Genomic DNA, 22,647 nt, shown 5'->3' with positions numbered 1-22,647 from the left:
TCACGACCTACTGTTGGTTTTTTCGACGACCTACCGTAGGGTCCTTTTTTACCCCCTCAGAGTACCCTAGAGAAGGGGGCATGAGAAGAGGCATCCCCCACCCCGGTAAGGAGTGAGGGATGCCTCGATGATATTGGGATGAATAGCCCTAAGAAGCTATCCCTCCGTGAAGGGTAGACCTAGTAGCCAGGGTTCTGCTGTCCTGCGAGCGTAGCATTAGCATCGAGCTCAGACTTAGGGATAGGCAGAAGTGTACGGAAGTAGGTGTGGTCAAACGAACGGCTTGCTTCGGTCAGAGGCACATGCCAGCCTGGCTTACCATCGTAGAAGCGCTCACAGCGCAGACCATTACGCATCAGGTCGTAGAAGCGATGCCCTTCGCCGACGAGCTCCTTAGCACGCTCCTGGAGGATGCGGTTGAGCGTCAGGTCACCGGAGGCAACACTCTTAGCTGGATTAGCACGCTTGACGATAACATTGAGGTAGCTGAGTGCCTGCGCTGTATTGCCGAGCTTGAAGGCAGCTTCTGCAGCGTTGAGGTAGACTTCAGCCAGACGGATCACAGGGATATCGTTGGTACGCATATCCTTGAAGGCTGCCTTACCTGGATACTTCCCGATGAAAAGCTTCATGTCTTCATTGGTACCAGGGAGGTTCTGTACAGCACCTGCTGCCTTAGTTCCCTTGCTGGCCCACAGGACATTCCAGCGGATATCATTGGGGTCTTCCATCATCTCATCATAGAACTTCTTCGTGATGAGTGCATTGTAGTAACCATAGACACTCAGGATATAGGCAAAGCCTTCACGGTCAGACCAGTCCTTGGAGTCGAAGTTGACGATCGAGAAGATCATCTCCTTCGAGGATGCTTCGCTCCATATCTGCTTGTACTCTGCTAGCTGGGTGGCGAGTGCATACTTACCCCCGTCGATGACTTCCTTGCTCAGGCGTAGCGCCTCGGTATTACCCTCTGGCGTACCCATATAGAGGTAGACACGGGCCAGCAGAGCCTTCACAGCTGAGCTACTCAGATAGCCATAGCTGGTTTCCTCGAGCATGCCACTGGAGAGGGCTTCGGTGAAGTCCTTGATGATCTGATCATAGACTTCCTTGACCGTCGAGCGACCTGGCATAGACTTATTCTCAGGGACAGATAATACGAGTGGTATCCCCAGCATAGCTCCATTGTTTGAGTAGGGATAGGGCTTAGCGTAGAGACGGACAAGGTCGAAGTGCACAAGCGCACGGACGGCCTTAGCCTGTGCCAGCGCATTGCCGACCTCCTGCTTCTGGGCATCGGTGGTAGCCTTTGGCTGGAGGTTTTGGCACATGGAGATCAGACGGTTGGCTCTACGTATTACCCCATAGGCTTTGTACCAAGGACCATACATCGTGGTCTGATCGAAGGACATGTGATAGTAGTCATTCCCACGGGATCCCGTGGTAGGGCACTGCATATCATCGCCTCGGACATCGCCCGAGATCAGGAAGAGACCTCCGTAGTAGGAGGTACTACTACTTGATCCTTGCAGACCGTCATAGACCCCACGAAGGGCAGGCTGGAGTAGGCTAAATTCCTTCTGCACCCTCTCTGTAGGAAGAGATCCCGAAGGCTCGGTAGTGAGGAAGTCCTTACAAGAGGAGAGACCAGCGAAGAGCCCCAGAGCTGCCGCAAGGCATAGAAAATTCCTTTTCATAAGACTTAGATTCTTTTGATGTGATTCGACATGCTCTAGATCCCAACTTGTACCCCGAAGGTGATGGTACGGAGCGCTGGCGTCTGGTAGGCAACGAAGCCGCGAGACTCTGGGTCGACGACGAGACGCTTATCCTTCCATGTCAGGAGGTTGACACCCGAAGCGTAGACACGCAGGGTATTGACCCCTAGCTTGTTCGTCCAGTTCTTAGGAGCGGTGAGCCCGATGGTGAGGTTCTTCAGACGGAGGTGGTCCGTAGGGAAGAGGAAGCGAGTAGAAGTGATGTACTCATTGGTAGGATTGAAGGCGGGGAGCTCTGCTCGGTCACCTTCCTTCTTCCACATCTTGTTGATGTCGTACATCTTGGGGATAGCGAGGCTGAGCACTTCGGTATTACCGTCCTTGTGCAGACCAGGGGCATCATCATAGAGGTACCCACCGAGGGAGTAGCTGAGCGTGAAGTTCAGGTCGACGGGACCCCAAGTGATGCTGTTGATGATCCCCCCAGTGACTACGGGGTCGAAGGGCTTATCATCGATACGGCGAGGCTTAGCCTTCGTATGGTCTGTCGTGAGACTTCTATCGTAGTTGCCCTTAGCATCCAGCTCATTCTTGTAGTACTGAGCCTTACCCGTCTTGGGGTCTACCCCTGCATATTCGGCCATGTAGTACATATTGTAGGCATAGCCGACCTGGTGGATCCAGTTACCGCTGACCTCCTGAGTCTGTACTCCGTCATAGCGAAGTAGGGTATTCTTGTTATGCCCGAGGGAGATGGTAGTGTTCCAAGAGAAGTTGCTGAGGTTGAGGTTCGATGAGCGTAGCTCCAGCTCGAAGCCTGTATTGCGCATACTACCGAGGTTCTGGAGTTCGCTACTGAAGCCCGTCGTCCCAGAGATATCCTTGTAGAGGAGGAGGTCTGTGGTCTTACGAGTATAGTAGTCGAAGGTAACTCCGAAGCGCTTGAAGAGACGGAAGTCTACCCCGAGGTTGAAGGCGTTGTTCTTTTCCCACGAGAGGCGAGGAGCACCGAGGGAGCTCTCTACCGTACCCGTACCCCCATTGTAGTTGTAGCCGAAGCTATAGAGGGAGAGGTGCGAATAGTAGCCAGAGGGGAGAGTCCCGTTAGCCCCATAAGAGAGGCGGAGACGAGCGTCAGTAAGGACAGACTCTAGGGGCTTCATGAAGGCTTCCTTACCGAGGTTCCAAGAGCCAGATAGCGACCAGAAGAGTCCCCAGCGATGGTCTGGAGCTAGACGAGAGGATCCATCCCAACGAGCCGAACCACCAAGGATGTAGCGGTCATCATAGGTATAGTCACCCTTGAGGAGGAAGGAGACCATACGGTCCTTATCCACCGTGCTGGAGCCACCCTGAGTTCCGGAGTTCTCCAGCTCATACTTGAGGTAGGAGGGGAAGTCCGTACCCCACATATAGATATTGAGCAGATCTCGGCTTTCGGTTTCGAAGCTAGCTACTCCTGAGAGGTGGTGCTTGCCGAACTCCTGCTGAGCATAGAGCTGAGACTGAGTGGTCAGTGTAGAGCGCTCGATGTTGGAGCGCTGGAAGACCCCGTTAGCAGCCTCACCGTCACCTTGGCGAGGGTCCCACCAGACGGCATCCTGGTTGTTCAGGTAGTCGTAGCTGACCGTCTGCTTAGCCTTGAGCCAGGGGAAGATGGTGAAGGTAGCTTCGAGCGAGGGATTAGCACGGACGAGCTGCGTCTTAGAGAAATTCTGCGTCGTAGCGAAGAGCGGGTTCAGGTTGTTATTCCCTGGGAAGAGACTGCGGTAGGAGCCATCCTTCTCATAGGGGTAGTCTGAAGGGCTCAGCGTGGTCGATACACCGTAGATAGGGTTAGCGTAGGCAGAGCCTTCACTGCTGGTATCCTGATTGGTCTTACCGAAGAGCATCTTGGCCTTGAGCTCCAGGCGACGATCGGTGTGGGAGATATTGAAGGAGCCCGTGACACGCTTGAAGCCAGAGGCTAGCGATATACCACGCTGGTCAGCGTAGGAGAGCGATGTATAGAACTTGGTCTTCTCGCCACCACCCGAAGCGCTGAACTCATAGGTCTGAGAAGCACCTCTACGGAGGAGGATCTTGCGCCAGTCAGTGTAGCCTGACCAAGGCATAGCGGTAGCTGGACCAGTGACCTTCTTGACCTGCTCTTCTACCTCCTGAGGGGTAGGGTAGAGGAGCTGCTTGGTCTTCTCGTCACGAAGCTGGGAGTAGTAGTTGGTGAAGCCATAACGGATGAGCTCATTACGCTTCTCTGCACTGAGGGTAGGACGGTAGTCAATCGCTATGTCCGAGGAGCCGAAGTCCGCCTTGAAGTTGTAGCGAGTAGCACCACTGCGCCCACTCTTAGTCGTGATGACGACGACCCCGTTAGCAGCGCGAGACCCGTAGAGGGCGGCAGCACCAGCGTCCTTGATGACGGTGATATTCTCGATGTCGTTGGAGTTGATCGTAGAGAGTGGGTTAGCTCCCCCCTTAGCATAGGAGAAGACCGTAGCGTTGTCGGTATTCATAGGCACCCCGTCGACTACGTAGAGCGGGTCATTACCTGCGTTGATCGAGCCTAGACCACGGATACGCACCGTAGAGAAGCTACCAGGCTGCCCAGAGATGGAGTTGACGGTGACCCCTGCAATCGCCCCGGAGAGCTTGTCTTCGAGCGAGACGGTGGGGACGTCCTTCATACCCTTGGTAGAGATGGTCGTAGCCGAACCTGCGAAGGCAGACTTACGGGTATTACCATACCCCGTGACCACGACGTCCTGCACCATACGCTCCTCTTCTGGGAGGACAATATTCATAGGCTTAGTGCTGATGGGGACTCGGAGCGTCTTGTAGCCGATACAGCTAATGAGGAGGGTCTTAGCCTCTGCTGGTAGCTTGAAGGAGAAGTGCCCCTTCACGTCAGTCAGTACCCCTGTGGTGGGGAACTCTACACACGATACGCTAGCAGCGATGACTGGCTCTTTGTCGCCTGAAGAGATGACGACCCCGGAGACCGAGATCTGATTCTTCTGCGACCATCCCACTCCTATTACTAAGAATAGAGAGAGGAGGAAGAATAGTGTTCTTCGCATGAGAATAGTAGTTTTAGTGTTTATATTGCGTACTATTTGGGTGTTATTACTATCCTACCTTGCAGGCTCTCGGAAGCAGGGCTTCAGTTCCCTCGTTTGTTTCTTCATACAGGCGTGCGCTTGGCAGCCCCCCTCCAAAAGATTGCTCTAGTCAAATGTAGGCATTTTTCCTTCTCTTGCAAGTTTCTAGACGAAGTTTTACAAACCTACACAGAGACGCCCCTGCTCCATAAAGGCATTTCCCCCTTCATTGAGCAAGAAAAGGCCCTTCTACCAAGCCAAACGAGAGCTATCTAATCAACTAAAAACAAATAGAATAAGGATCGAACAGAAGCGAAGCGACTAGGCGCTCTCAAGCACTCCTCCTATCCCCAAGAAATCCGCTTCGCATAAGGGGATTTCGCCCTGCTCAGAAGGGTCAAAAAGGCTCGAATTAATCTTAAATTCCTTAAGAAGTCTATTTCTTTTCCCCTCCCCCACCCTGCTTTTTCTCCCCTCAGTTAGGTAGGGGGAGAAGAGGTACTCTGAGCCCCCCTTTTTGCGACCTACGGTAGGTCGCTTCGACGACCCACGGTAGGTCGTCACAGGCGACCTAGTAGGTTTTTTCGGCGACCTACCGTGGGTCGCAAAAAGGGTCTTCCGAGGACAAGCCTCCAGAGCGCTCTACAAGCGACTTCTCTCCCACCCCTCCCGACAGCAAAAAACGCCCCCTAGTTCCTCGGCGGAACTAGGGGGCGTTTTGGATCAAATCTAGGGAGGGGAAGAAGCCTCAGGACTCGTCCCCATCCGGAGAGAGGCGCACGAGGCTAGAAGCCCTTGCCGTGGCAGTGCTTGAACTTCTTGCCACTACCACAGGGGCAAGGATCATTGCGCCCAATGGTGTGGGTCGACTGAGCGGGCGTGTGGCGACGCTCCTCCTGCTCCTCGGCGCTACCTACCTCGTGACGCTGCTCACGATACTGAGGAGCGGGACGACGGCTCTCGGGGGCGGCCTCACGGATCTCTACCTCACGGGGAGCTTCCTCCTGAGGAGGTGCTACGTTGAGACGCACACGCATCAGGACGGAGGCCGTACGGCGGTTCATATCCTCGATCATCTGACGGAAGAGCTCGTAGGACTCCAGCTTGTAGATCAAGAGAGGATCCTTGTTTTCGTAGCTGGCGTTCTGTACCGAGTTGCGTAGCTCATCCATCTCACGCAGATGCTCCTTCCATGCTTCGTCGATGATGTGGAGCACGATCGCCTTCTCAAACTCACGCATGATCGAGCGACCCTGACTAGCATCTGCTTCCTTGAGGTCACAGCCTACATTGTAGCCCATACGACCGTCGGTCAGAGGGATCATGATACGCTCGTAGACATGGCCCTGCTCGGTGTAGACCTGATGAAGCGTAGGATAAGCCAGCTCGGCGATCTGCTGAGAGCGGTGCTTGAAGGCTGCCTCGACAGCGTCGTAGAGGAGATCGGTGAGTTCATCGGCCTTGGAGCGTCTGAAGGTGTCAGCATCGAAGGGAGATTCGATGGCGAAGATACGCATGACATCCGTGGAGAAGCTCTCGAAGTCCTCCATGGGATGATGCGTGTCGATGAGGATACGCCCAGCATCGTAGAGGGTATTCATCACATCCATCTCGATACGCTCACCCATGAGGGCGTGGCGACGACGCTTGTAGATGACTTCACGCTGGGAGTTCATCACATCGTCGTACTCGAGTAGGCGCTTACGGATACCGAAGTTATTCTCCTCGACCTTTTTCTGCGCCCGTTCGACGGCCTTATTAAGCATGCTGTGCTCGAGGACTTCCCCTTCTTCGAAGCCCATCTTGTCCATCATCGCTGCCAGACGGTCCGAAGCGAAGAGACGCATCAGATGGTCTTCGAGCGAAACGAAGAAGATCGACGACCCGGGGTCACCCTGACGACCAGCACGTCCACGGAGCTGACGGTCTACACGACGAGACTCGTGGCGCTCTGTACCGAGGATGGCGAGCCCACCAGCTTCCTTGACTTCTGCCGTGAGCTTGATGTCGGTACCACGACCAGCCATGTTGGTAGCGATCGTGACGACACCGGGCTTACCTGCCTGAGCGACGATCTCAGCTTCCTTCTGGTGGAGCTTAGCGTTGAGCACGTTGTGCGGGATCTTACGTAGGTCAAGCATCTTGCTCAGGAGCTGCGAGATCTCGACGGAAGTAGTACCTACGAGCACAGGACGACCTTCGCCTACGAGGCGGACGATCTCCTCGATGACCGCAGCGTACTTCTCACGAGCAGTCTTGTAGATACGGTCATTGAGGTCCTGACGAGCGATGGGGCGGTTCGTCGGGATGACCACCACGTCGAGCTTGTAGATATCCCACAGTTCGCCTGCCTCCGTCTCAGCAGTACCGGTCATACCCGAGAGCTTGTGGTACATGCGGAAGTAGTTCTGCAGGGTGATGGTGGCGAAGGTCTGTGTAGCGGCCTCGACATGGACACGCTCCTTGGCTTCGATCGCCTGGTGGAGTCCATCCGAATAGCGACGTCCATCCATGATACGACCCGTCTGCTCGTCGACGATCATGACCTTATTGTCCATGACGACATACTGGTCATCCTTCTCGAAGAGCGCATAGGCCTTGAGGAGCTGATTGACCGTGTGTACACGTTCGCTCTTGATGGCGTAGTCCGAGAGAAGGGTCTCCTTGCGCTCGGCGAGCTCTTCGGCAGAGAGTCCCTGGTTCGATAGGTCTGCCAGTAGGCTAGCTATATCGGGTAGGATGAAGAAGGCAGGGTCGTCTGTGCCCTGAGTCAGCAGGTCGATCCCCTTGTCTGAGAGCTCAATGCTGTTGTGCTTCTCATCGATGACGAAGAAGAGTTCGTCGGTGACGATGTGCATCTGACGCATGTTGTCAGCCATGTACTCTTCCTCGACCTTCAGCATCCCAGCCTTAATACCGGGCTCACTGAGGTACTTGATGAGAGGCTTGCTCTTAGGCATACCCTTGTAGGTGCGGAAGAGTAGGAAGAAGCCTTCCTCCTGCTCCTTCTTGTCCTCCGAAGAGATCTTCTTCTTCGCATCGATGAGGAGCTGCTGGCAGAGCTTGCGCTGTGCGTCTACGACCTTCTCGACATTAGGGAGGAACTGCTCGAAGAGCTGGTCATCACCCTTGGGCACAGGTCCCGAGATGATGAGAGGCGTACGAGCGTCGTCGATGAGGACAGAGTCTACTTCGTCGACGATGGCGTAGTTGTGCTTGCGCTGGACTAGATCCTCAGGGCTCGTGGCCATATTGTCACGCAGGTAGTCGAAGCCGAACTCATTGTTCGTCCCGAAGGTGATATCTGCGTTGTAGGCAGCACGACGCTCAGGAGTGTTCGGACGGTGCTTGTCGATACAGTCGACACTCAGCCCGTGGAACATGTACAGCGGACCCATCCACTCCGAGTCACGCTTAGAGAGGTAGTCGTTCACCGTCACCACATGTACGCCATTACCGGTAAGGGCGTTGAGGAAGACGGGGAGCGTAGCTACCAGAGTCTTACCTTCCCCGGTGGCCATCTCAGCGATCTTACCCTTGTGGAGGACCGTCCCCCCGAAGAGCTGGACGTCGTAGTGCACCATATCCCAGGTGATCTCATTACCCCCAGCCATCCAATGGTTCTGGTAGATCGCCGTATCCCCTTCGATACGTACGAAGTCATGCGATACGCTGAGGTCTCGGTCGAAGTCCGTAGCCTTGACTCGGATCTCAGGGTTCTCAGCCAGACGGCGAGCAGTGCTCTTGACGATAGCGAAGGCCTCTGGATGTACTTCGTCGAGGACCACTTCGAGCTTGTCGAGGATATCCTTCTCGAGCTTGTCGACCTGCGACCAGATCGCTTCACGCTCATCGAGGTCCTTACCCTCGACACTTGCCTTGAGGCTCTCCACCTCTGCACGCTCACTCGCTACGTAGTCCTGTATACGCTGACGAAGGGCAGCAGAGCGTGCTCTCAGGTCATCATCACTTAGTGCGTCGATCTCGGGGTACACTGCCTTGATGCGGTCTACCCAGGGTGTGATCTCCTTGAGGTCACGCTGCGACTTGTTGCCGAAGAACTTCGACAATAGATCTATAAATCCCATATGTATTTTGATTATTTATTCTCTGTGAATGGATCGAAGAGGTGGCGCTCCATCTCAGAGCACACCTCGGGAAATAAGAGCTTACCCTAGGGACAAGAAGGCCCTTAGGCTAAGCTAGGCTAGCGGGTAGCATTGGGTGGGCGAATGCGCAAGACATGCGCAATAGCCTTGACGACATCAGGGGCCTCGAGGATCGGATAGTCAAAGTCCTTGGCCGTCACTCCTGCCCCGAAGAGGATGCAGGGAGTATCGATCGCTGTGGACTGAAGCCACAGGCTAGGATTGTCAGCCAGCTCCTCGACTTCCCAGCCAGGAGTCAGCGACCAGTAGACGTCAGCTAGGTAGCGGTTGTGCACCGAGCGACGAAGGGCTCGGGCAGCATCGCTCAGCGAAGACTGCACCAGAAGACGCTCACCTGCGACAGCGAAGGCTATACCCTCCATCTCTTCGAGGAAGGCAGCTGATCGGTCTTGTAGTTCGGTGAGTGCGATGCGCTTCGTCTCTGCTAGCTTACGGTTCAGATAGAGGCGACCATCAGCAAGGCGCTCTACCCAACTCCCCTGACCATAGATGGCGGAGAGGTAAAGGTTCAGCAGGGCTGATCCCTTCTTCGAGCTAAACTGCCCATAGCGAGCTTCAGCGCCCTTGAGTCGGGGACGACGGTAGTGGGTGTAGCCCGTGCCTGTAAGGGCTAGGAGATAGTTCCCCTCGCCGAACTTCCGCTGAAGTTCTGTGAGTATAGCTTGGATGTTCTGATCGAGGCGAACATAAGCATCGACCTCTTCACTCGTCAGCTCACTAGTAGCTTCCTTAGGAGCTACATTGAGGCTGTAGGAGAGGGCAAGCATACCGAGGGACTTACTCTCAGCGTAGCCCCCTTGGTCGAGCAGTCGTAGCGCTAGGCTCGTCACCTCCTCATTGGCCAGAGCACTGCGCTTGAAGTCTGCGCCTTGATAGCCTTGGTAGCGATGGGAGAAGCGTGCCCCCCAGTCCGACCAAGCACGCTCAGGAGAAGTATAGCTCCTCAGCGGTGCCCAGACCATCTGACCTGCTATGAGGCGCTTATTCGGCCCATCGGCAGAGCGGTTGTACGCCTCGATACTCTTAGGCATCGCCTCATAGTAGCTGGAGCTCGACCACGAGGCGATCTTGGTATCGAGCCAGAATGCTCCGTTAGCGAACCATCCCGCCGAAGCGATCGCCGCCTCAGCATCCGAAGCGACGGCATAGACTAGTCCTGCGCCCGAAGAAGCTTCCTTGATTCGGTCGCCAAGGGTATTGACGAGAAGTGCCTTAGGAGAATAGGTATCACGTGTGTAGCTCCCTATGACCGAAGGGTCTTGGAAGATAGGTCGCCAGCTGTGCTGCTTAGTATCCCAGAGGGTCGAGCGCTCTACTCCATGGATCTGAGGATAGGCACCTGTGTGCAGTGTCGCCGTAGCCGAGGCTCGGTCCAGCTCCGCTAGAGGGAAGCGCACCTGAGGGTAGACCTTCCCCTCCTGGAGCATGCGCCCGAGTCCATCCTTAGAGAAGAGCGGGCTCAACTGCTGGAGGTAGTCCCCACGCAGATCCTCGATGGTGATGTAGACGACCACACGAGGGATATCCCCCGCCGAGAGCGGGTGCTGCAGAGCCACGAGGGCTAAGAGCGACGTGAGGAGGTAGCGCATACTACGCTGCTCGAGGGAGCTCTTAGTCTTACCCATGACGGCGGAAGGGATTATGGATGAGTCGCCCTGCGCTGAGGAAGGTCAGGCTCATGGCGATCAGAGAGAGACTACCATTGAACTTCTGCCCAGAGAGCAGTCCGACGAAGGGCAGTGCTATCAGTGCCACGAAGCAGACGGCATGGAGCACGTAGCGTACACGCTGCGTCTTAGCACCGAAGGGCATCAGTAGGGCAAGAAGGAGATAGCCAGGGTGCAGGGCTAGGAGATTCCAGTTCGGAGACACCATCGGATGCTCCGAGAAGAAGGTGATGAAGGTAAGTAGCGATCCCGCAAGTCCAGCCCCTAGGTAGAGGACAAATTCGATCGCTCCCGGCACAGGCTTTCCCTTGCGTCGATAGACGAAAATCCCCCCAGAGAGGATGAGGACTAGGGTAAAGACAACTGAGGGCTGTGTGAGGGAGAAGGAAGCTGGCTCTATGCGCTGGAGCTTCCCGTAGCTTCTCGTGGTGAGAGCTGGTCGCACCCAGGCGTTCTCAGGCAAATGCTCATTCCCTACGGAGAGGAGAGGCAGGAGCGCAGCGGCCTGCATCGGTATGAAGAAGCGATCCCGCACACTCATGGGCTGGTCCAGCTCGGGTCCCATAGCTAGGTCCGTACCCAGCACGAGCCAAGGGGAAGACGCCTCAAGCTCATTGATGGCTTGGCGCCAAGTCAAGGGAGGGAGCGCTCCAGGGTCTATCCCTGGGAAGAGCTGACGGAAGAGGGCATCATCCCCCGAGGCGAAGGCAAAGCGCACGCTATCAGCCCCACCCTTCTCTGAGCGAAGGGGCGTGAGGGTCTCTAGGTATAGATCCAGCGGACGTGTACTGCAGTTGTTGCGGAAGGCATTGTAGCGGTAAACACGATTCTCCGGCTGGATATTCTCCAGCAGGAGCGACCAGATACGGGCACGCTGGAGGCTATCTGTCGTGAGGACGATCTCCTGGATCAGTCCCCGATGCTGGTAGTCTTCGATGAAGAGCTCCGTCGCTATAGGCAGGACGATGTAGTCGGTCCTACCCTGCAGGTAGCGCAGGGTAAAGTCCTCGGAGAAATCGAAGATCCCATAGTTGAAGGTCACGTCGATCTCCTGAAGGCGGTCATATACACGTAGTCCTGCATGCCCGTAGAGGGTATAGGACTCCTCGCTACTGGGCTGAGCGGCGAGGAAGCTCACTTGGGCGGAGGGACTCAGCTCGGTAGGCAGTCCGAAGGTCTTGTCCCGCTTGCTCTCCCCTTGGGCATCAGCGCTCACCGATGAGCACAAGAGAGCGACTATCGCCAGGAGGAGATAGCGCACTATGCCGAGGGACTTCATCGGGGAATATCGCAGGAGAGTCTTATGCATCGAGCTCAATGATTCCTAACAAAGATACGAAAAGTCTCAGCTCTAGCGCTTCTTGCCCTTTCGCTTCGAATGCTGAACCTTTGTCTTCCCCACTTTCTGTGCCTTCTTCTTGGTCTTCACGGCGGAGGGTTTCTTGGGGCTTAGGTCGGGCAAAGGCTGATCTATGAAGAGACAGCTGACGAAGTGCGTAAATAGCGAGCGAGCTTCTCCCCCCGTGATTGCCCCATTAGCTATATAGACGAGGCTGTACCACTTCCCCTCATGATGGATATAGCCGGCATAGCCTCGTACGCCTCGCATCGAGCCACTCTTGACGAAGGCCCTGATCCCAGAGGGAAGGGACACACTGCGCACCGAGCCTTCGACACCCGCCTCGGGGAGGGAGGCTAGGAAGGGAGCATTCAGGGCTTGATCACGCCAGAGTTCGGAGAGGATGAGGCTAAGGGCTCCTGAGGTAAGTCTCCCATAAGGGCTCAGCCCTGAGCCGTCCATCGGGAGGAAGTTCGACGGCGTGAGGTGAAGGCGCTCCCTCCAGTAGTCCCGCATAGCTATAGGATAGCCCGTCGTCCTGTCCTTCGGCGAATTGAGGGAATAAGCCAGCGCCTCTGCATAGATATTGGAGCTACGGAAGTTGGTGATCTTCACCAGCGTATCGACGGGGAGCGACGTGTAGAAGCCAAGGGTATCGAGCCCCGTCATCACGGAGTCGTAGACCAGCCGGGGAGCCTGTGGAAGTTCGATTCCTCGCTGACGGAGTCCTTCGGTGAGCCAGAGGGCGGCGTAGAGTGGAGGATCGGGGAGCGACCAGCGCTGATGTCTTCCCGAACTACCGGAGCGTACCTCACCAGAGACTAGGATACTATCCCGGCTCACCGGCATCGTCAGCTCGAGGTTCGTCGGGGAGCCCGTCGTGAGGCTCTGCCGTGTGGGTAGTGGCTGTGAAGCGAGCTGTACCTCTACCTCGGGATCGGATTCTTCGGCGTAGAGGTAGAGGTCGGCATAGTTATCCCCGACATTGAAGCCCGAGACCAGCGCCCCATAGTATTCGTCCAGATCTTCCTCGGGCCAAGTATCATTAGCAAAGGGTCGAGGGAAGCCATTCATATCGAGGAGTAGGCGACCCGTCACCCGCTTGATCCCTCGCTCTTCCAGTAGGGTCTTCACCTCCCGAAGGAGGCGGTCAGGCTCAGGGATGTAGTGCGACCCCACCGAAGGGTCTGCCGAAGCTCCGAGGATGAGATCACCCTCGAGGACACCCTCATGTACCCGTCCACGGATAGCGACGGGGATATGGAAGCGGTAGTCGGCACCACGAAGCGCCAGGAAGGCCCCCGTCGTAGGGATCTTCACCAGCGAGGCAGGGCGAAAGAGTTCGTCCGTGCGATGCGCCACGAGCGTCTCCCCTGTCTCTAGATCTCGAAGGAGAGCCGTGACACGTACCCCAGGGCGCTGCTCGTAGCGGCGTAGGAGCTCCACTGCCTCGGGATAGGGCTGAGCATATACTAAGAGGGGGATGAAGAGGTAGAGGACGAAGAGGGCGAGCCGACGAAGATTCATCTGGTGAAATAAAGGGTGCGCTACGAGCGCATATAAGTGAGCTAGAGGCTACCCTACTCTCAGGTAGGATAGCCTCTAGGATAGGATATATAGGGTATGAGCCTCGTTTGTAGCTCACACCTTAGGCTACGGGCTTACTTACCGCTCTTAGCCATAGCACCACGAGCAGCACGAGTGAGCTTGACGGCGCAGACGACAGCGTTCTTAGCGTTGATGACTTCGAGGCCTTCGAAGGAGAGGGCACCCACCTGAATCGTCTTACCAAGACCGAGCTCGGTGACGTCGATGAAGAGCTTCTCGGGGATCTCGGTGTAAGGAGCACGAACCTTCAGCTTGCGCATTTCGAGGCTGAGCTTACCCCCTGCCTTAACCCCTTCGGCGTGACCCGTGAGGACTACAGGTACTTCCATGACGATAGGCTTCGTAGCTTCTACCTGGAGGAAGTCGAGGTGAAGGATAGCGTCAGTCACAGGGTGGAACTGAAGGTCCTTCAGTACAGCCTTGACCTGACGACCTTCGATGTCGAGGTCGATCACGAAGATGTCTGGAGAGTAGACGAGGTTACGCACGCCATCCTGGCTTACGGTGAAGTGGATGACTTCGTTGCCTCCGTAGAGGACTGCAGGGATCTGATCCCCAGCGCGAAGGCCCTTAGAAGCCTTCTTGCCAAGCTCTGAGCGGAGCTGACCTGAGAGTTGGAATGTCTTCATTCTCTTACTTAATAATTGTGTTACTCAAAATTAGTGTCTTCTAATTTCCCATCACACGAGTCCCTGCCTGCTGGAGGTCTAGGGGCTTCTCGTCGTTTCGAGACAATCGTAAAACGCCAGCAAAGGTAGTGATTTCTATCGACATAGACAGTCTCGACCTCTACCCCGTAAACGTGGGTCTCCGACGGGCTCCTCTACCCCACCCAAAAACAACCTACGGTAAGATCGTCGAAAAAACCTACTGGTCGTCGAGACGACCCACGGTAGGTCGCATCCGCGACCCACCGTGGGTCGCAAAACGGGGGTACAGAGGCTCGTGGAAGAGAGGCCTGGAGCAAGGGCTTTCGCTGGGTGCGTAGGTAGGGAAAAAATCTATGGGCTAGCTACCCTGCTTGCCCCTGGATCTAAACAAAAGAATCCGCCCCTCGAAGGACAGACCTTCGAGGGGCGGATCGTAAAGGGGAAGGAGGAAAGATTATCCTTGGTTCTCACCTCCGAAGATGTCGTCGGCACTAGCCTCAGCGGGATCTTCGAATGCGTAGAACTCAGTCACCGAGGTACGACCCACAGGCTTCGTGATCGTGTAGCGGACGTAGCGAGCAGGATAAGCCTTCTTCAGACCGACGAAGGCCTTATTTTCTCCAGTAAGACCAGAGATATCGGCACGACCAAGGTTAGTCCACTTCACGCCATCTACCGAGCACTCGAGCTGGATCTCACGGGGAGCAGCCCAGTCTGCCCAGTAGTAGACCGAGACACCACGGAACTTGGGGACGACCTTGCCGAAGTCAACGACGAAGCTGAAGCCTCTGTTGTTCGAAGCGAAGTCTGTGCCGTAGTTACCATCGATTACACGCTTGGGATCATTGCCCCCGTCAATACCGGAGGTCACCTGAGATACCGTCCACTTCGAAGCACGCTCTGCCATATCGAAGTAGTTGACCGCCGAGAAGTCGATATCCGAATTTCCTACGACAAGAGCATCTTCACTACGAGCAGACTTCGTGAAGGTAGCCGTGTAGAGGTTGAGATTGCTACTGATAGCGACACCGCTAGCAGCGCTCTTGATCGACTCGATGACGACCTTGACTGTGTACTCCTCAGCAGCTTCACGAGTAGCCAGGGCAGCTAGGTCGAGGGTCGCAGAGACTTGCTCGCTAGCGATCTGACCAGCCTTGATAGTGACTTCGGTAGCACTGAGCGTGAGAGCGCTAGCGATCTCTTCGTTGCTCACCGTCGACTTGAGCGTCACGACGACGTCCTGAGTCGAGGGACGATTGAGGCGAACAGTGAAGTAGCCGACATTATTCCCCGTGATGCCCGTACTGCTGTGCAGGAGGGGGTAACTATTGACAGGTACCGAATAGCGGTCTGCCTGAATATAGACACGAGGAGGATAGTTACGCTCTAGGAGGGTATCTACCGAATCCGCATCCTTCTTACACGAAGCTAGGCCAAGTGCCATCGTGGCAGCACAGAGGCCGAGGATCCAATGCTTATTATATCTCTTCATATGGATGATAGTCTATGTGATGATTAGTCTTCGTCAGAGCGAATGTCTACCCACTGAGAGGGAGCCGTACGCTGACCCTCGCCATGGTAGAGCTCGAGATCGTGGCCGTGGCCCGTAGCATCCTTGAAGGTCGTACCCGTCCCTTCGTCCAGCTTCCAGTACGCAACTAGGCCTGGAGTAGCAGGGTCGATAGAGAAGCGATTACGACGGATCTGTGCAGCCGTGAGGGCACGATTCCAGAAGCGGATCTCACTCATGTAGTAGTTCGACTTACGATAGGGGTGGTTTCTCCAGCGAGGATAAGCGAAGGTGAAGTCCTTGTACTGACCGACGGTAGCGAACTTGAGGTTCTGCTCCTGCTTGTTCAGCTGACCGTTGACGTAGATCGAGAGCGTACCATTAGCGCAGACAAGAGCCACGTGATACCACTTGTTGGATTCGGGCTTGATCGTAGCCGATACACCATCATGACCATTGACCTTGAACTGGAGGACATCGCCTTCCCAGCGACCGAAGATGAAGCCTGAGCCTTCACCACCTCCATCAATACCGGAGGAGATACCCATGAAGGACTGGTTGTTGTAGTTAGCACGGATGTCATCACTCTTGACACGCATCTCGACAGACCAAGTATCGGTCTTGACACCTTCAGCGAAGGACGTCTTCATCCCCTGCTGGGGTAGAAGCTTGATCGCCTTGGTCTTGATCACCTGATCGCAGGCGATGATGAAGTCCTTCTCGCCCTGGAGGACGGAGAGGTCAGCCCCAGAGACCGAGGTGATCGAGAGGGGGATAGCGTACTTCTTACCACTCTTGCTCAGCTCTTCGGTGAAGGGCTTGATCGTGACCGTGAGCTCAGGCGTGGAGACCTTGCCCTGCTCGATCTTGAGCGAAGTAGCAGAGAGGGTATAGAATTCGGTAGGTAGCAGTACATAGTTAGCATCGTTACGCTTGTTGTAAGCATCAAGCGCCGACTGCTGTACAGCGAGATTCACCGTGATCGTCTGCTTGGCAGGAGCTGCAGAGCGGACTAGGATGGACGTCGTGCTACTTGCATCACCTACCGTGATGATGCGCAGGGGATCAGCCGCAGCACCATTAATATAGATCGAGTTGTCTAGGGGCTTGTACTCTGCATTGGAGCAACCAGAGAGGAAGGCAGCAGCCAGAGCAAGACCACCAAGCATCGTCTTATTCATCTTATTCATTGCTTTACGGATGATTAGTTACTTGACAGGAGGAGCCATGATACGCATAGCCTTGCGCAGTGCAGGGTACGTACCTACTTGACCAGAGACGGTATACTCATACTCCATGTGGTAGGTCCCTACACCTGCCTTCTGGAGCGTCTTCCCATCTACGACGGGGAGCCAGCGAGCCATACCTTCGACACTTCTCATCACATTACCAGAGCGGTCAGTGTAGGCAGCACCACCTTGACCAGCCCACTTCTCGAAGTTCTCCGTGACGATGTACTTACGAGCGACATCAGCTGCTTCGAGCTGACCGCTGTAGTTGTCGATCGTGCTCTTGAGGCGAGCATCGAGGTCTCCATCCCCCCAGCTGTCATAGGCCTGGACGATGAAGTAGTTGAAGTACTTCCCGAGCTCTGGTACCATCTTCTGTGGCTCACCATTGAGCGTGAGGAGCTTACCCGTGCCTGACTGAGGGCCAAGGCGCTTACCAAGCGTGGAGATGAAGGTGGTCATGTTCTTTGTCTTGATCACCTTCTCTTCTGCCGTGAGCTTACGCCAGCCAGCGTTAGCTTCCGTCCACGTGTGGTCGAACCATAGGTTCCCTTCACCTTCGTAGTTAGGCTCGAAGTCGTAGTCGAAGCCATCAAGGCCGAGCTTGTCGACGAGGTCGCAGAGTGCATTAGCATACTTGATGATAGCAGCGGTCTGCTTGGCCTGAGCCGCTTCACTCGTACCGCTCTCCCATCCCCAGTATTCCTCTGTGGTCTTACCATGAGGGGTCAGCTGAGCACCGACGCTATTAACCTGGAAGCCTGTCAGGACCTTCGTACCCTTGAGCGTCTGTACCTTCTTGAGGTCTTCACGGCGAGCTTCATCGAACTCAGCCGTACCAGCTCCCCACAGAGACACGATACCAAGGCTATCGGGTAGCCCCATGAGCTGCGTCTTCATCGAAGCACCTACACCCGTCCAACCACCAAACCAACCAAAGCCAAGAGGAGCACCGCTCTTCTTGAAGGCACGCAGGTTAGCGTAGTAGTCCTCAGTCGTGATATTACCACTCTTATCTGTTGGCTTGTACTGCTCGAGCTCCGTCCACTTAGAGCAAGAGCTTGCTCCAAGTGTGACGATAGCACCTACCGCTAGTGCCAAACACTTAATATTCTTCATATACGTAGTTCTTAAATATGGATACTATGGCGCACCTTAGTTCTTCTTCTGCCACCACATCTTAGTGGTATAGTCGTCAGGTCCACCGAGGAGCTTGATAGCAGCCTGTACGTTAGCCGAGTTGACATCATACTCCGTACGAGAGAAGGGCAAGCGGTTAGCTACATCCAGGTGAGCATAAGCAGACTCGACAGTCCCTACGACAGGGAAGAACTTAGGATAGCCCGTACGACGGTGTTCGCACCAGCCTTCGAAGCCGAGAGGCCAGAGAGCGATCCACTTCTGCGTGATGATACGCTCTAGGTTCTTCTCCTCTGAGTCAGAGTCACCCCACTGAGGAGTGATGGAGCTGACTGCACCCGTGCTATAGCGACCAGAGGGGTCGGTATAGTTAGCAGGGGTAGCCGTGCTAGCTAGGTAGCTGTCAGCAGAACCTGCGCCCCACTGAGCGAAGGATAGGCGTACACCATCTTCATATAGGCTCTTAGCCGTAGCACCACCGACATTCCATCCGATGAGCGCTGCTTCTGCCTTGAGGAAGGCTACTTCACTTGCCGTAAGGATGATCGTAGGATCGCTGCTAGCTACCTTGACATTGGAGTACTTGTTGTACTCACTGCCATCCTGGTTAGAGCCAGAGCGAAGACCATCATAGCCAGCACCGGGGAAGCCTGAGTTGGTGAAGTAAGCAGAGCGACGTGGGTCGCTATATCCATTCATATAGCTCGTCAGGTCTGCTGCTACACGAGCATCACTCCAAGCATTCGTGATGAGCCAGAGCATGCTGTTACCCTTCTGATGGATGATCGCATTATCTGCATTGTCCGTGATCACACCGATGGAGTGGTTCACAGCTTCCTCTACCGCAGTCTTAGCTAGAGCAGGCTCGACGTAGCGCATACGCATAGCTAGACGAAGCTTCAGAGAGTTAGCGAAGCGCACCCACTTCTTCAGGTCACCACGATAGATCAGATCTTGGTCTGCCATCAGCTTAGCCGTTGGGTTAGCCGAGACGTAGATCGTAAGATCATTGATCGCCGTATTGAGGTCAGCGAGCATGGCCTTGTAGACCACTTCCTGAGAGTCGTAAGCAACCTTGAGGTTCCCCCCTTCGATCTGAGTATAAGGGATAGGACCATAGAGGTCGGTGAGGCGGTGCATCAGACCGACACGATTGATCAGCGCCAGAGCGAAGGTGATGCCTTGACCATTCGTAGCCTCCTTGACCTTACGGAACTCTGGATAGAAGCTCGTCAGGATGTTGAAGGGAGTATTCAGCCAACCCTCGTGCATGTAGCGATACACGGAGAAGTTGTTATTCCACTTCGTGTTGGACATGAGGAAGCGTCCCCAGATATCCCCCGTAAGGCTGAAGTGCTGGAAGTAACCGGACTGGTCAGCGGGGACGATCAGTGACTGAAGCTTAGGGAAGGAGGCAGCGATCTCGTAGTTGTCACCACGGAGCTGGTCCTTAGTGAAGGTATTCTCAGGAGCGTTGATCTCATCGAAGCCACTTGTGCAGCTGGAGAGGGCACCCGCTATGACCAGTGAGGTCACGAGGATCTTCTTAGATATATTCATTGCTAATAGTAGTGCTTAGTGGGAGCGAAGCTTAGAATTCCATCTTGATGCTGAAGCCGAAGCTACGCAGCGATGGCATCATGAAGATGTCCGAACCCTGGTTATACGTACCCGTCGAAGCCGTTGCCTCTGGGTCGAATGGAGCATGATTGTAGATCATCAGGAGGTTGCGCCCTACGACAGAAGCCGTCAGGCGAGCCTTGTTAGCAAGCCACTTCTTAGGTAGCGTATAGCCGAGCGATAGCTCCTGAAGACGTACGTTAGTAGCATCATAGAGATACTCCTGGGTGATACCACCACGACCACCGACGACATTGTAGTAGCCTTCGGCATCTACACGACCCTTGTTGACTACGACACCACCGGCATTACGTGCATCAGCAGACGTCTTAGATACACCATAAGCATCCATCATAGCCTGCGTCATGGAGGTCACCTGACCACCGAAGCGAGCCGTGAGAAGAGCTGTCAGGTTGATCCCCTGGAAGGAGACGCTATTACGCCAGCCGAGGTTACCGCTAGGTAGGACGGAGCCGATCTTACGGGGCTCAGAGAGTTCTTCCTTGACGACGTTGTTAGTCGAAGGGTCGATCCAGATATTCCCCTCCTGGTCACGCTTGAAATCGGAAGACGTATAGAGGTCACCCATGGTACCATTCTTCACCAGACGGACATTCCCCTGGTTGAGGAAGGGCAGGCTGTAGGTTTCCTTGGTGACGGGGTCGTAGTAGTTGTCTAGGAGCTCGACGATACGGTTGCGGTTGAAGCTGTAGGTGACATTGGTCTCCCAGTGTAGCTTACCGAAGTCCTGACGGTAGCCGAGAGCGAACTCCATACCGTAGTTGCGGACATTACCCGACTGTACGTACATCGAAGAATAACCACTAGCAGGAGAGGTCGTCACGTTGAAGGTCTGGTTCTTCGTATCGGAGAGATACCAAGTGACATCCAGCGAGAGCGCATTGCCGAAGAAGCGCGAGTTCACCCCAGCTTCCCAAGAAGAAGTCTTCTCTGGGTAGAGCTTACCAAGAGGACGGTAGGTAGGAGCGACCCACGTACGAGAGTTGCTGTCCCACGTGTAGCGAGGCTGTGTGAGGTTGCGAGGCAGAGGCGAACCTACGTCAGCGTAGGACACACGGGCCTTGAGGTAGTTGACGGCCTTGGGGAGCTGGATCATATCTGAGATCACACCCGAGAGACCGATCGAGGGGAAGAAGTAGGAGAGCTGGTCCGTACCAGCGAGCGTAGAAGACCACTCATTGCGAGCCGTCATCGTAAGGAAGAGCAGACGCTTGTAGCCGATCTCCGCACTACCAAAGACAGCAAGAGCACGTTCTCTCCAGCCACTTGCACTAGGAGCACCGTTGTTGCGGTCTACGTTGTACACGTTGAAGCCGTTGGGGACGTCTGCTAGAGGACCACCATAACCCAGCGAATTGTAGGAGGTATTAGAGAGGCTACCCCCGATATTAGCAGAGAGGCTATAGTCTTCGGCGAAGGTCTTGTTGATGTTAGCCATAGCATCGGCGTACATCTGCTTTTCCTCTGCCTTATTCTGGTTGTAGCGACCCTTGGTGCTACCACCCGTCCAATAGGTATCGGTACCAGCATAGAACTTATCCTTACCGTTGACGATCGAGTTGTCGACGCGGATACGACCCGTCAGATCGATCCAGCTAGCCACCTTCCACTTCAGGCTACCGTTGAGCATATAGCGCTCACGATTCTGTAGGCGGTTCTTGCGATACATCTGCCAGTAAGGGTTCTCCATATCGATACCACCATTACCCCAGCGCCAGTTCTGCACGCTGATGTTGCGGGCTTCGTCGTAGACTTCGTACTGACGGACTTCGTCGAAGTTCTCCCCACGAGGGTAGAGGTAGAGAGCAGGTAGTGGGTTGTAGTAGTACCCCTGAGCCACCATGTTCTTCTGGTCCTGAAGGATGTACTGCGCACCGAGGTCAAGCGTGAGCTTGTCACCGAGGAACTTCGTCGAGTTGCGGAAGGTGAAGTTGTAGCGGTTGTACTTATTGTTGGGCAGGATACCAGCTGCATTGGTCGTAGCTGCAGAGATGTAGGTCTGGTTCTTCTCCGTACCCGTGGTCAGAGCGACCGAGTTGATGATGTTCGTACCGGTGTTGAAGAACTTAGCAGGATCATACGCCAGTGCGCTACCCTTAGCACCCCAGCTCTTGAAGGAGCCAGGCTGATTGCCATACTCGCTCTGGAAGCGTGGCATGATGAAGGGATTAGAGAAGGTCGTGCTGTTGCTATACTCGAGCTTGACCTTGCCTTCCTTACCCTTCTTCGTGGTGATGAGGATGACCCCCTGAGCAGCACTTGACCCGTAGAGAGCCGCAGCAGCCGGCCCACTGAGTACGCTCATGCTCTCGATATCGTCGGGGTTGATGTCCGAGATCCCTTCACCGCTAGGCTGCGAAGAGTACTCCCCGGAGGTGCTCCCATTGTTCACGTTGAAGATGGGCACCCCGTCGATGACGTAGAGGGCATTATTATTTGCCGAGATCGACTTGATACCACGCATGACGACACGAGTAGCACCACCGACACCTGCAGCAGAAGCATTGATATTCACCCCAGCGACCTTACCATTGAGGCTGTTCATGAAGTTGGCATCCTTGACCGTCGTCAGAGCGTCGTTCTTGACCTCCTGGACATTATAGCTCAGCGCCTTCTGAGAGCGCTTGATACCGAGAGCGGTGACGACGACCCCCTGGAGTTGGTTGTCTTCGCTAGCGAGCTCGATCTTCAGCTCGGTCTGGTTGCCGACGGGGACTTCCTTCTTCGTATACCCGATGGAGGATACGACGAGGACGGCACCTGTCTTCACGTTCTTCAAGGTGAACTTACCGTTGATGTCGGTAGAAGCACCTTGACCTGGGACGCCCTTGACCAGGACCGAAGCCCCGATCACTGGCTCATGATTCGTGGCATCGAG

General features: G+C 55.0%; 12 protein-coding genes. All 12 read right to left on the bottom strand.

Translation table 11 applies throughout. The annotated features are described in order from the left end of the window. Positions 1-179 precede the first annotated feature (179 nt). Positions 180-1,697 (bottom strand): RagB/SusD family nutrient uptake outer membrane protein, encoded by a 1,518-nt coding sequence (locus tag HMPREF1556_RS03555; protein WP_021666890.1) that lies wholly within the window; start codon positions 1,695-1,697, stop codon positions 180-182. Between the two features lie 35 nt (positions 1,698-1,732). Next, positions 1,733-4,795: a SusC/RagA family TonB-linked outer membrane protein gene (locus HMPREF1556_RS03550; protein WP_021666889.1), complete on the bottom strand. Its 3,063-nt coding sequence runs from the start codon at positions 4,793-4,795 to the stop codon at positions 1,733-1,735. 806 nt (positions 4,796-5,601) lie between these two features. Then, on the bottom strand, positions 5,602-8,904 hold the full coding sequence (secA, locus tag HMPREF1556_RS03545) for a preprotein translocase subunit SecA (protein ID WP_021666887.1): 3,303 nt from the start codon (positions 8,902-8,904) through the stop codon (positions 5,602-5,604). Between the two features lie 119 nt (positions 8,905-9,023). Then, positions 9,024-10,610, bottom strand: coding sequence for an alkaline phosphatase family protein (locus HMPREF1556_RS03540; protein WP_021666886.1), 1,587 nt, complete (start codon positions 10,608-10,610; stop codon positions 9,024-9,026). Then, positions 10,603-11,961 carry a DUF4105 domain-containing protein gene (locus HMPREF1556_RS03535; protein WP_232299031.1) on the bottom strand — a complete coding sequence of 453 codons (1,359 nt, stop codon included), beginning with the start codon at positions 11,959-11,961 and terminating at the stop codon, positions 10,603-10,605. Before HMPREF1556_RS03535 ends, HMPREF1556_RS03540 begins: the two co-directional genes overlap by 8 nt. Positions 11,962-12,003: 42 nt before the next feature. Then, positions 12,004-13,518, bottom strand: a complete 1,515-nt coding sequence (gene dacB, locus HMPREF1556_RS03530; RefSeq protein ID WP_021666884.1) for a D-alanyl-D-alanine carboxypeptidase/D-alanyl-D-alanine-endopeptidase — start codon at positions 13,516-13,518, stop codon at positions 12,004-12,006. A gap of 134 nt (positions 13,519-13,652) precedes the next feature. Beyond that, positions 13,653-14,228, bottom strand: a complete 576-nt coding sequence (locus tag HMPREF1556_RS03525) for a 50S ribosomal protein L25/general stress protein Ctc (protein WP_021666883.1) — start codon at positions 14,226-14,228, stop codon at positions 13,653-13,655. Positions 14,229-14,703: 475 nt separating this feature from the next. Beyond that, positions 14,704-15,741, bottom strand: coding sequence for a discoidin domain-containing protein (locus tag HMPREF1556_RS03520; protein ID WP_021666882.1), 1,038 nt, complete (start codon positions 15,739-15,741; stop codon positions 14,704-14,706). A gap of 23 nt (positions 15,742-15,764) precedes the next feature. After that, entirely contained in the window at positions 15,765-16,949 is a 1,185-nt protein-coding gene (locus tag HMPREF1556_RS03515) for a DUF1735 and LamG domain-containing protein (RefSeq protein WP_021666881.1), read from the bottom strand. An 18-nt stretch (positions 16,950-16,967) separates the two neighbouring features. Continuing rightward, the gene (locus tag HMPREF1556_RS03510) at positions 16,968-18,107 is read right to left on the bottom strand and encodes a glycoside hydrolase family 18 (RefSeq protein ID WP_021666880.1); all 1,140 of its coding nucleotides are present in this window, start codon (positions 18,105-18,107) and stop codon (positions 16,968-16,970) included. Positions 18,108-18,143: 36 nt separating this feature from the next. Next, positions 18,144-19,688 (bottom strand): SusD/RagB family nutrient-binding outer membrane lipoprotein, encoded by a 1,545-nt coding sequence (locus tag HMPREF1556_RS03505; protein ID WP_021666879.1) that lies wholly within the window; start codon positions 19,686-19,688, stop codon positions 18,144-18,146. Between the two features lie 31 nt (positions 19,689-19,719). Further along, the coding region (locus tag HMPREF1556_RS03500) for a SusC/RagA family TonB-linked outer membrane protein (RefSeq protein ID WP_021666878.1) at positions 19,720-22,647 on the bottom strand (2,928 nt) is incomplete at its 5' end.

The sequence above is a fragment of the Porphyromonas sp. oral taxon 278 str. W7784 genome, assembly GCF_000467855.2.
Taxonomy (GTDB): Bacteria; Bacteroidota; Bacteroidia; order Bacteroidales; family Porphyromonadaceae; genus Porphyromonas.
This window is presented reverse-complemented; position numbering and strand designations above follow the sequence as displayed.

Bases quoted from the DNA above. Each gene is read 5' to 3' on its own strand.
- secA (WP_021666887.1), bottom strand. From the start codon at position 8,904: ATGGGATTTATAGATCTATTGTCGAAGTTCTTCGGCAACAAGTCGCAG.
- HMPREF1556_RS03540 (WP_021666886.1), bottom strand. From the start codon at position 10,610: ATGGGTAAGACTAAGAGCTCCCTCGAGCAGCGTAGTATGCGCTACCTC.
- HMPREF1556_RS03550 (WP_021666889.1), bottom strand. From the start codon at position 4,795: ATGCGAAGAACACTATTCTTCCTCCTCTCTCTATTCTTAGTAATAGGA.
- HMPREF1556_RS03525 (WP_021666883.1), bottom strand. From the start codon at position 14,228: ATGAAGACATTCCAACTCTCAGGTCAGCTCCGCTCAGAGCTTGGCAAG.
- HMPREF1556_RS03555 (WP_021666890.1), bottom strand. From the start codon at position 1,697: ATGAAAAGGAATTTTCTATGCCTTGCGGCAGCTCTGGGGCTCTTCGCT.
- HMPREF1556_RS03520 (WP_021666882.1), bottom strand. From the start codon at position 15,741: ATGAAGAGATATAATAAGCATTGGATCCTCGGCCTCTGTGCTGCCACG.
- HMPREF1556_RS03535 (WP_232299031.1), bottom strand. From the start codon at position 11,961: ATGCATAAGACTCTCCTGCGATATTCCCCGATGAAGTCCCTCGGCATA.
- HMPREF1556_RS03505 (WP_021666879.1), bottom strand. From the start codon at position 19,688: ATGAATATATCTAAGAAGATCCTCGTGACCTCACTGGTCATAGCGGGT.
- HMPREF1556_RS03510 (WP_021666880.1), bottom strand. From the start codon at position 18,107: ATGAAGAATATTAAGTGTTTGGCACTAGCGGTAGGTGCTATCGTCACA.
- dacB (WP_021666884.1), bottom strand. From the start codon at position 13,518: ATGAATCTTCGTCGGCTCGCCCTCTTCGTCCTCTACCTCTTCATCCCC.
- HMPREF1556_RS03515 (WP_021666881.1), bottom strand. From the start codon at position 16,949: ATGAATAAGATGAATAAGACGATGCTTGGTGGTCTTGCTCTGGCTGCT.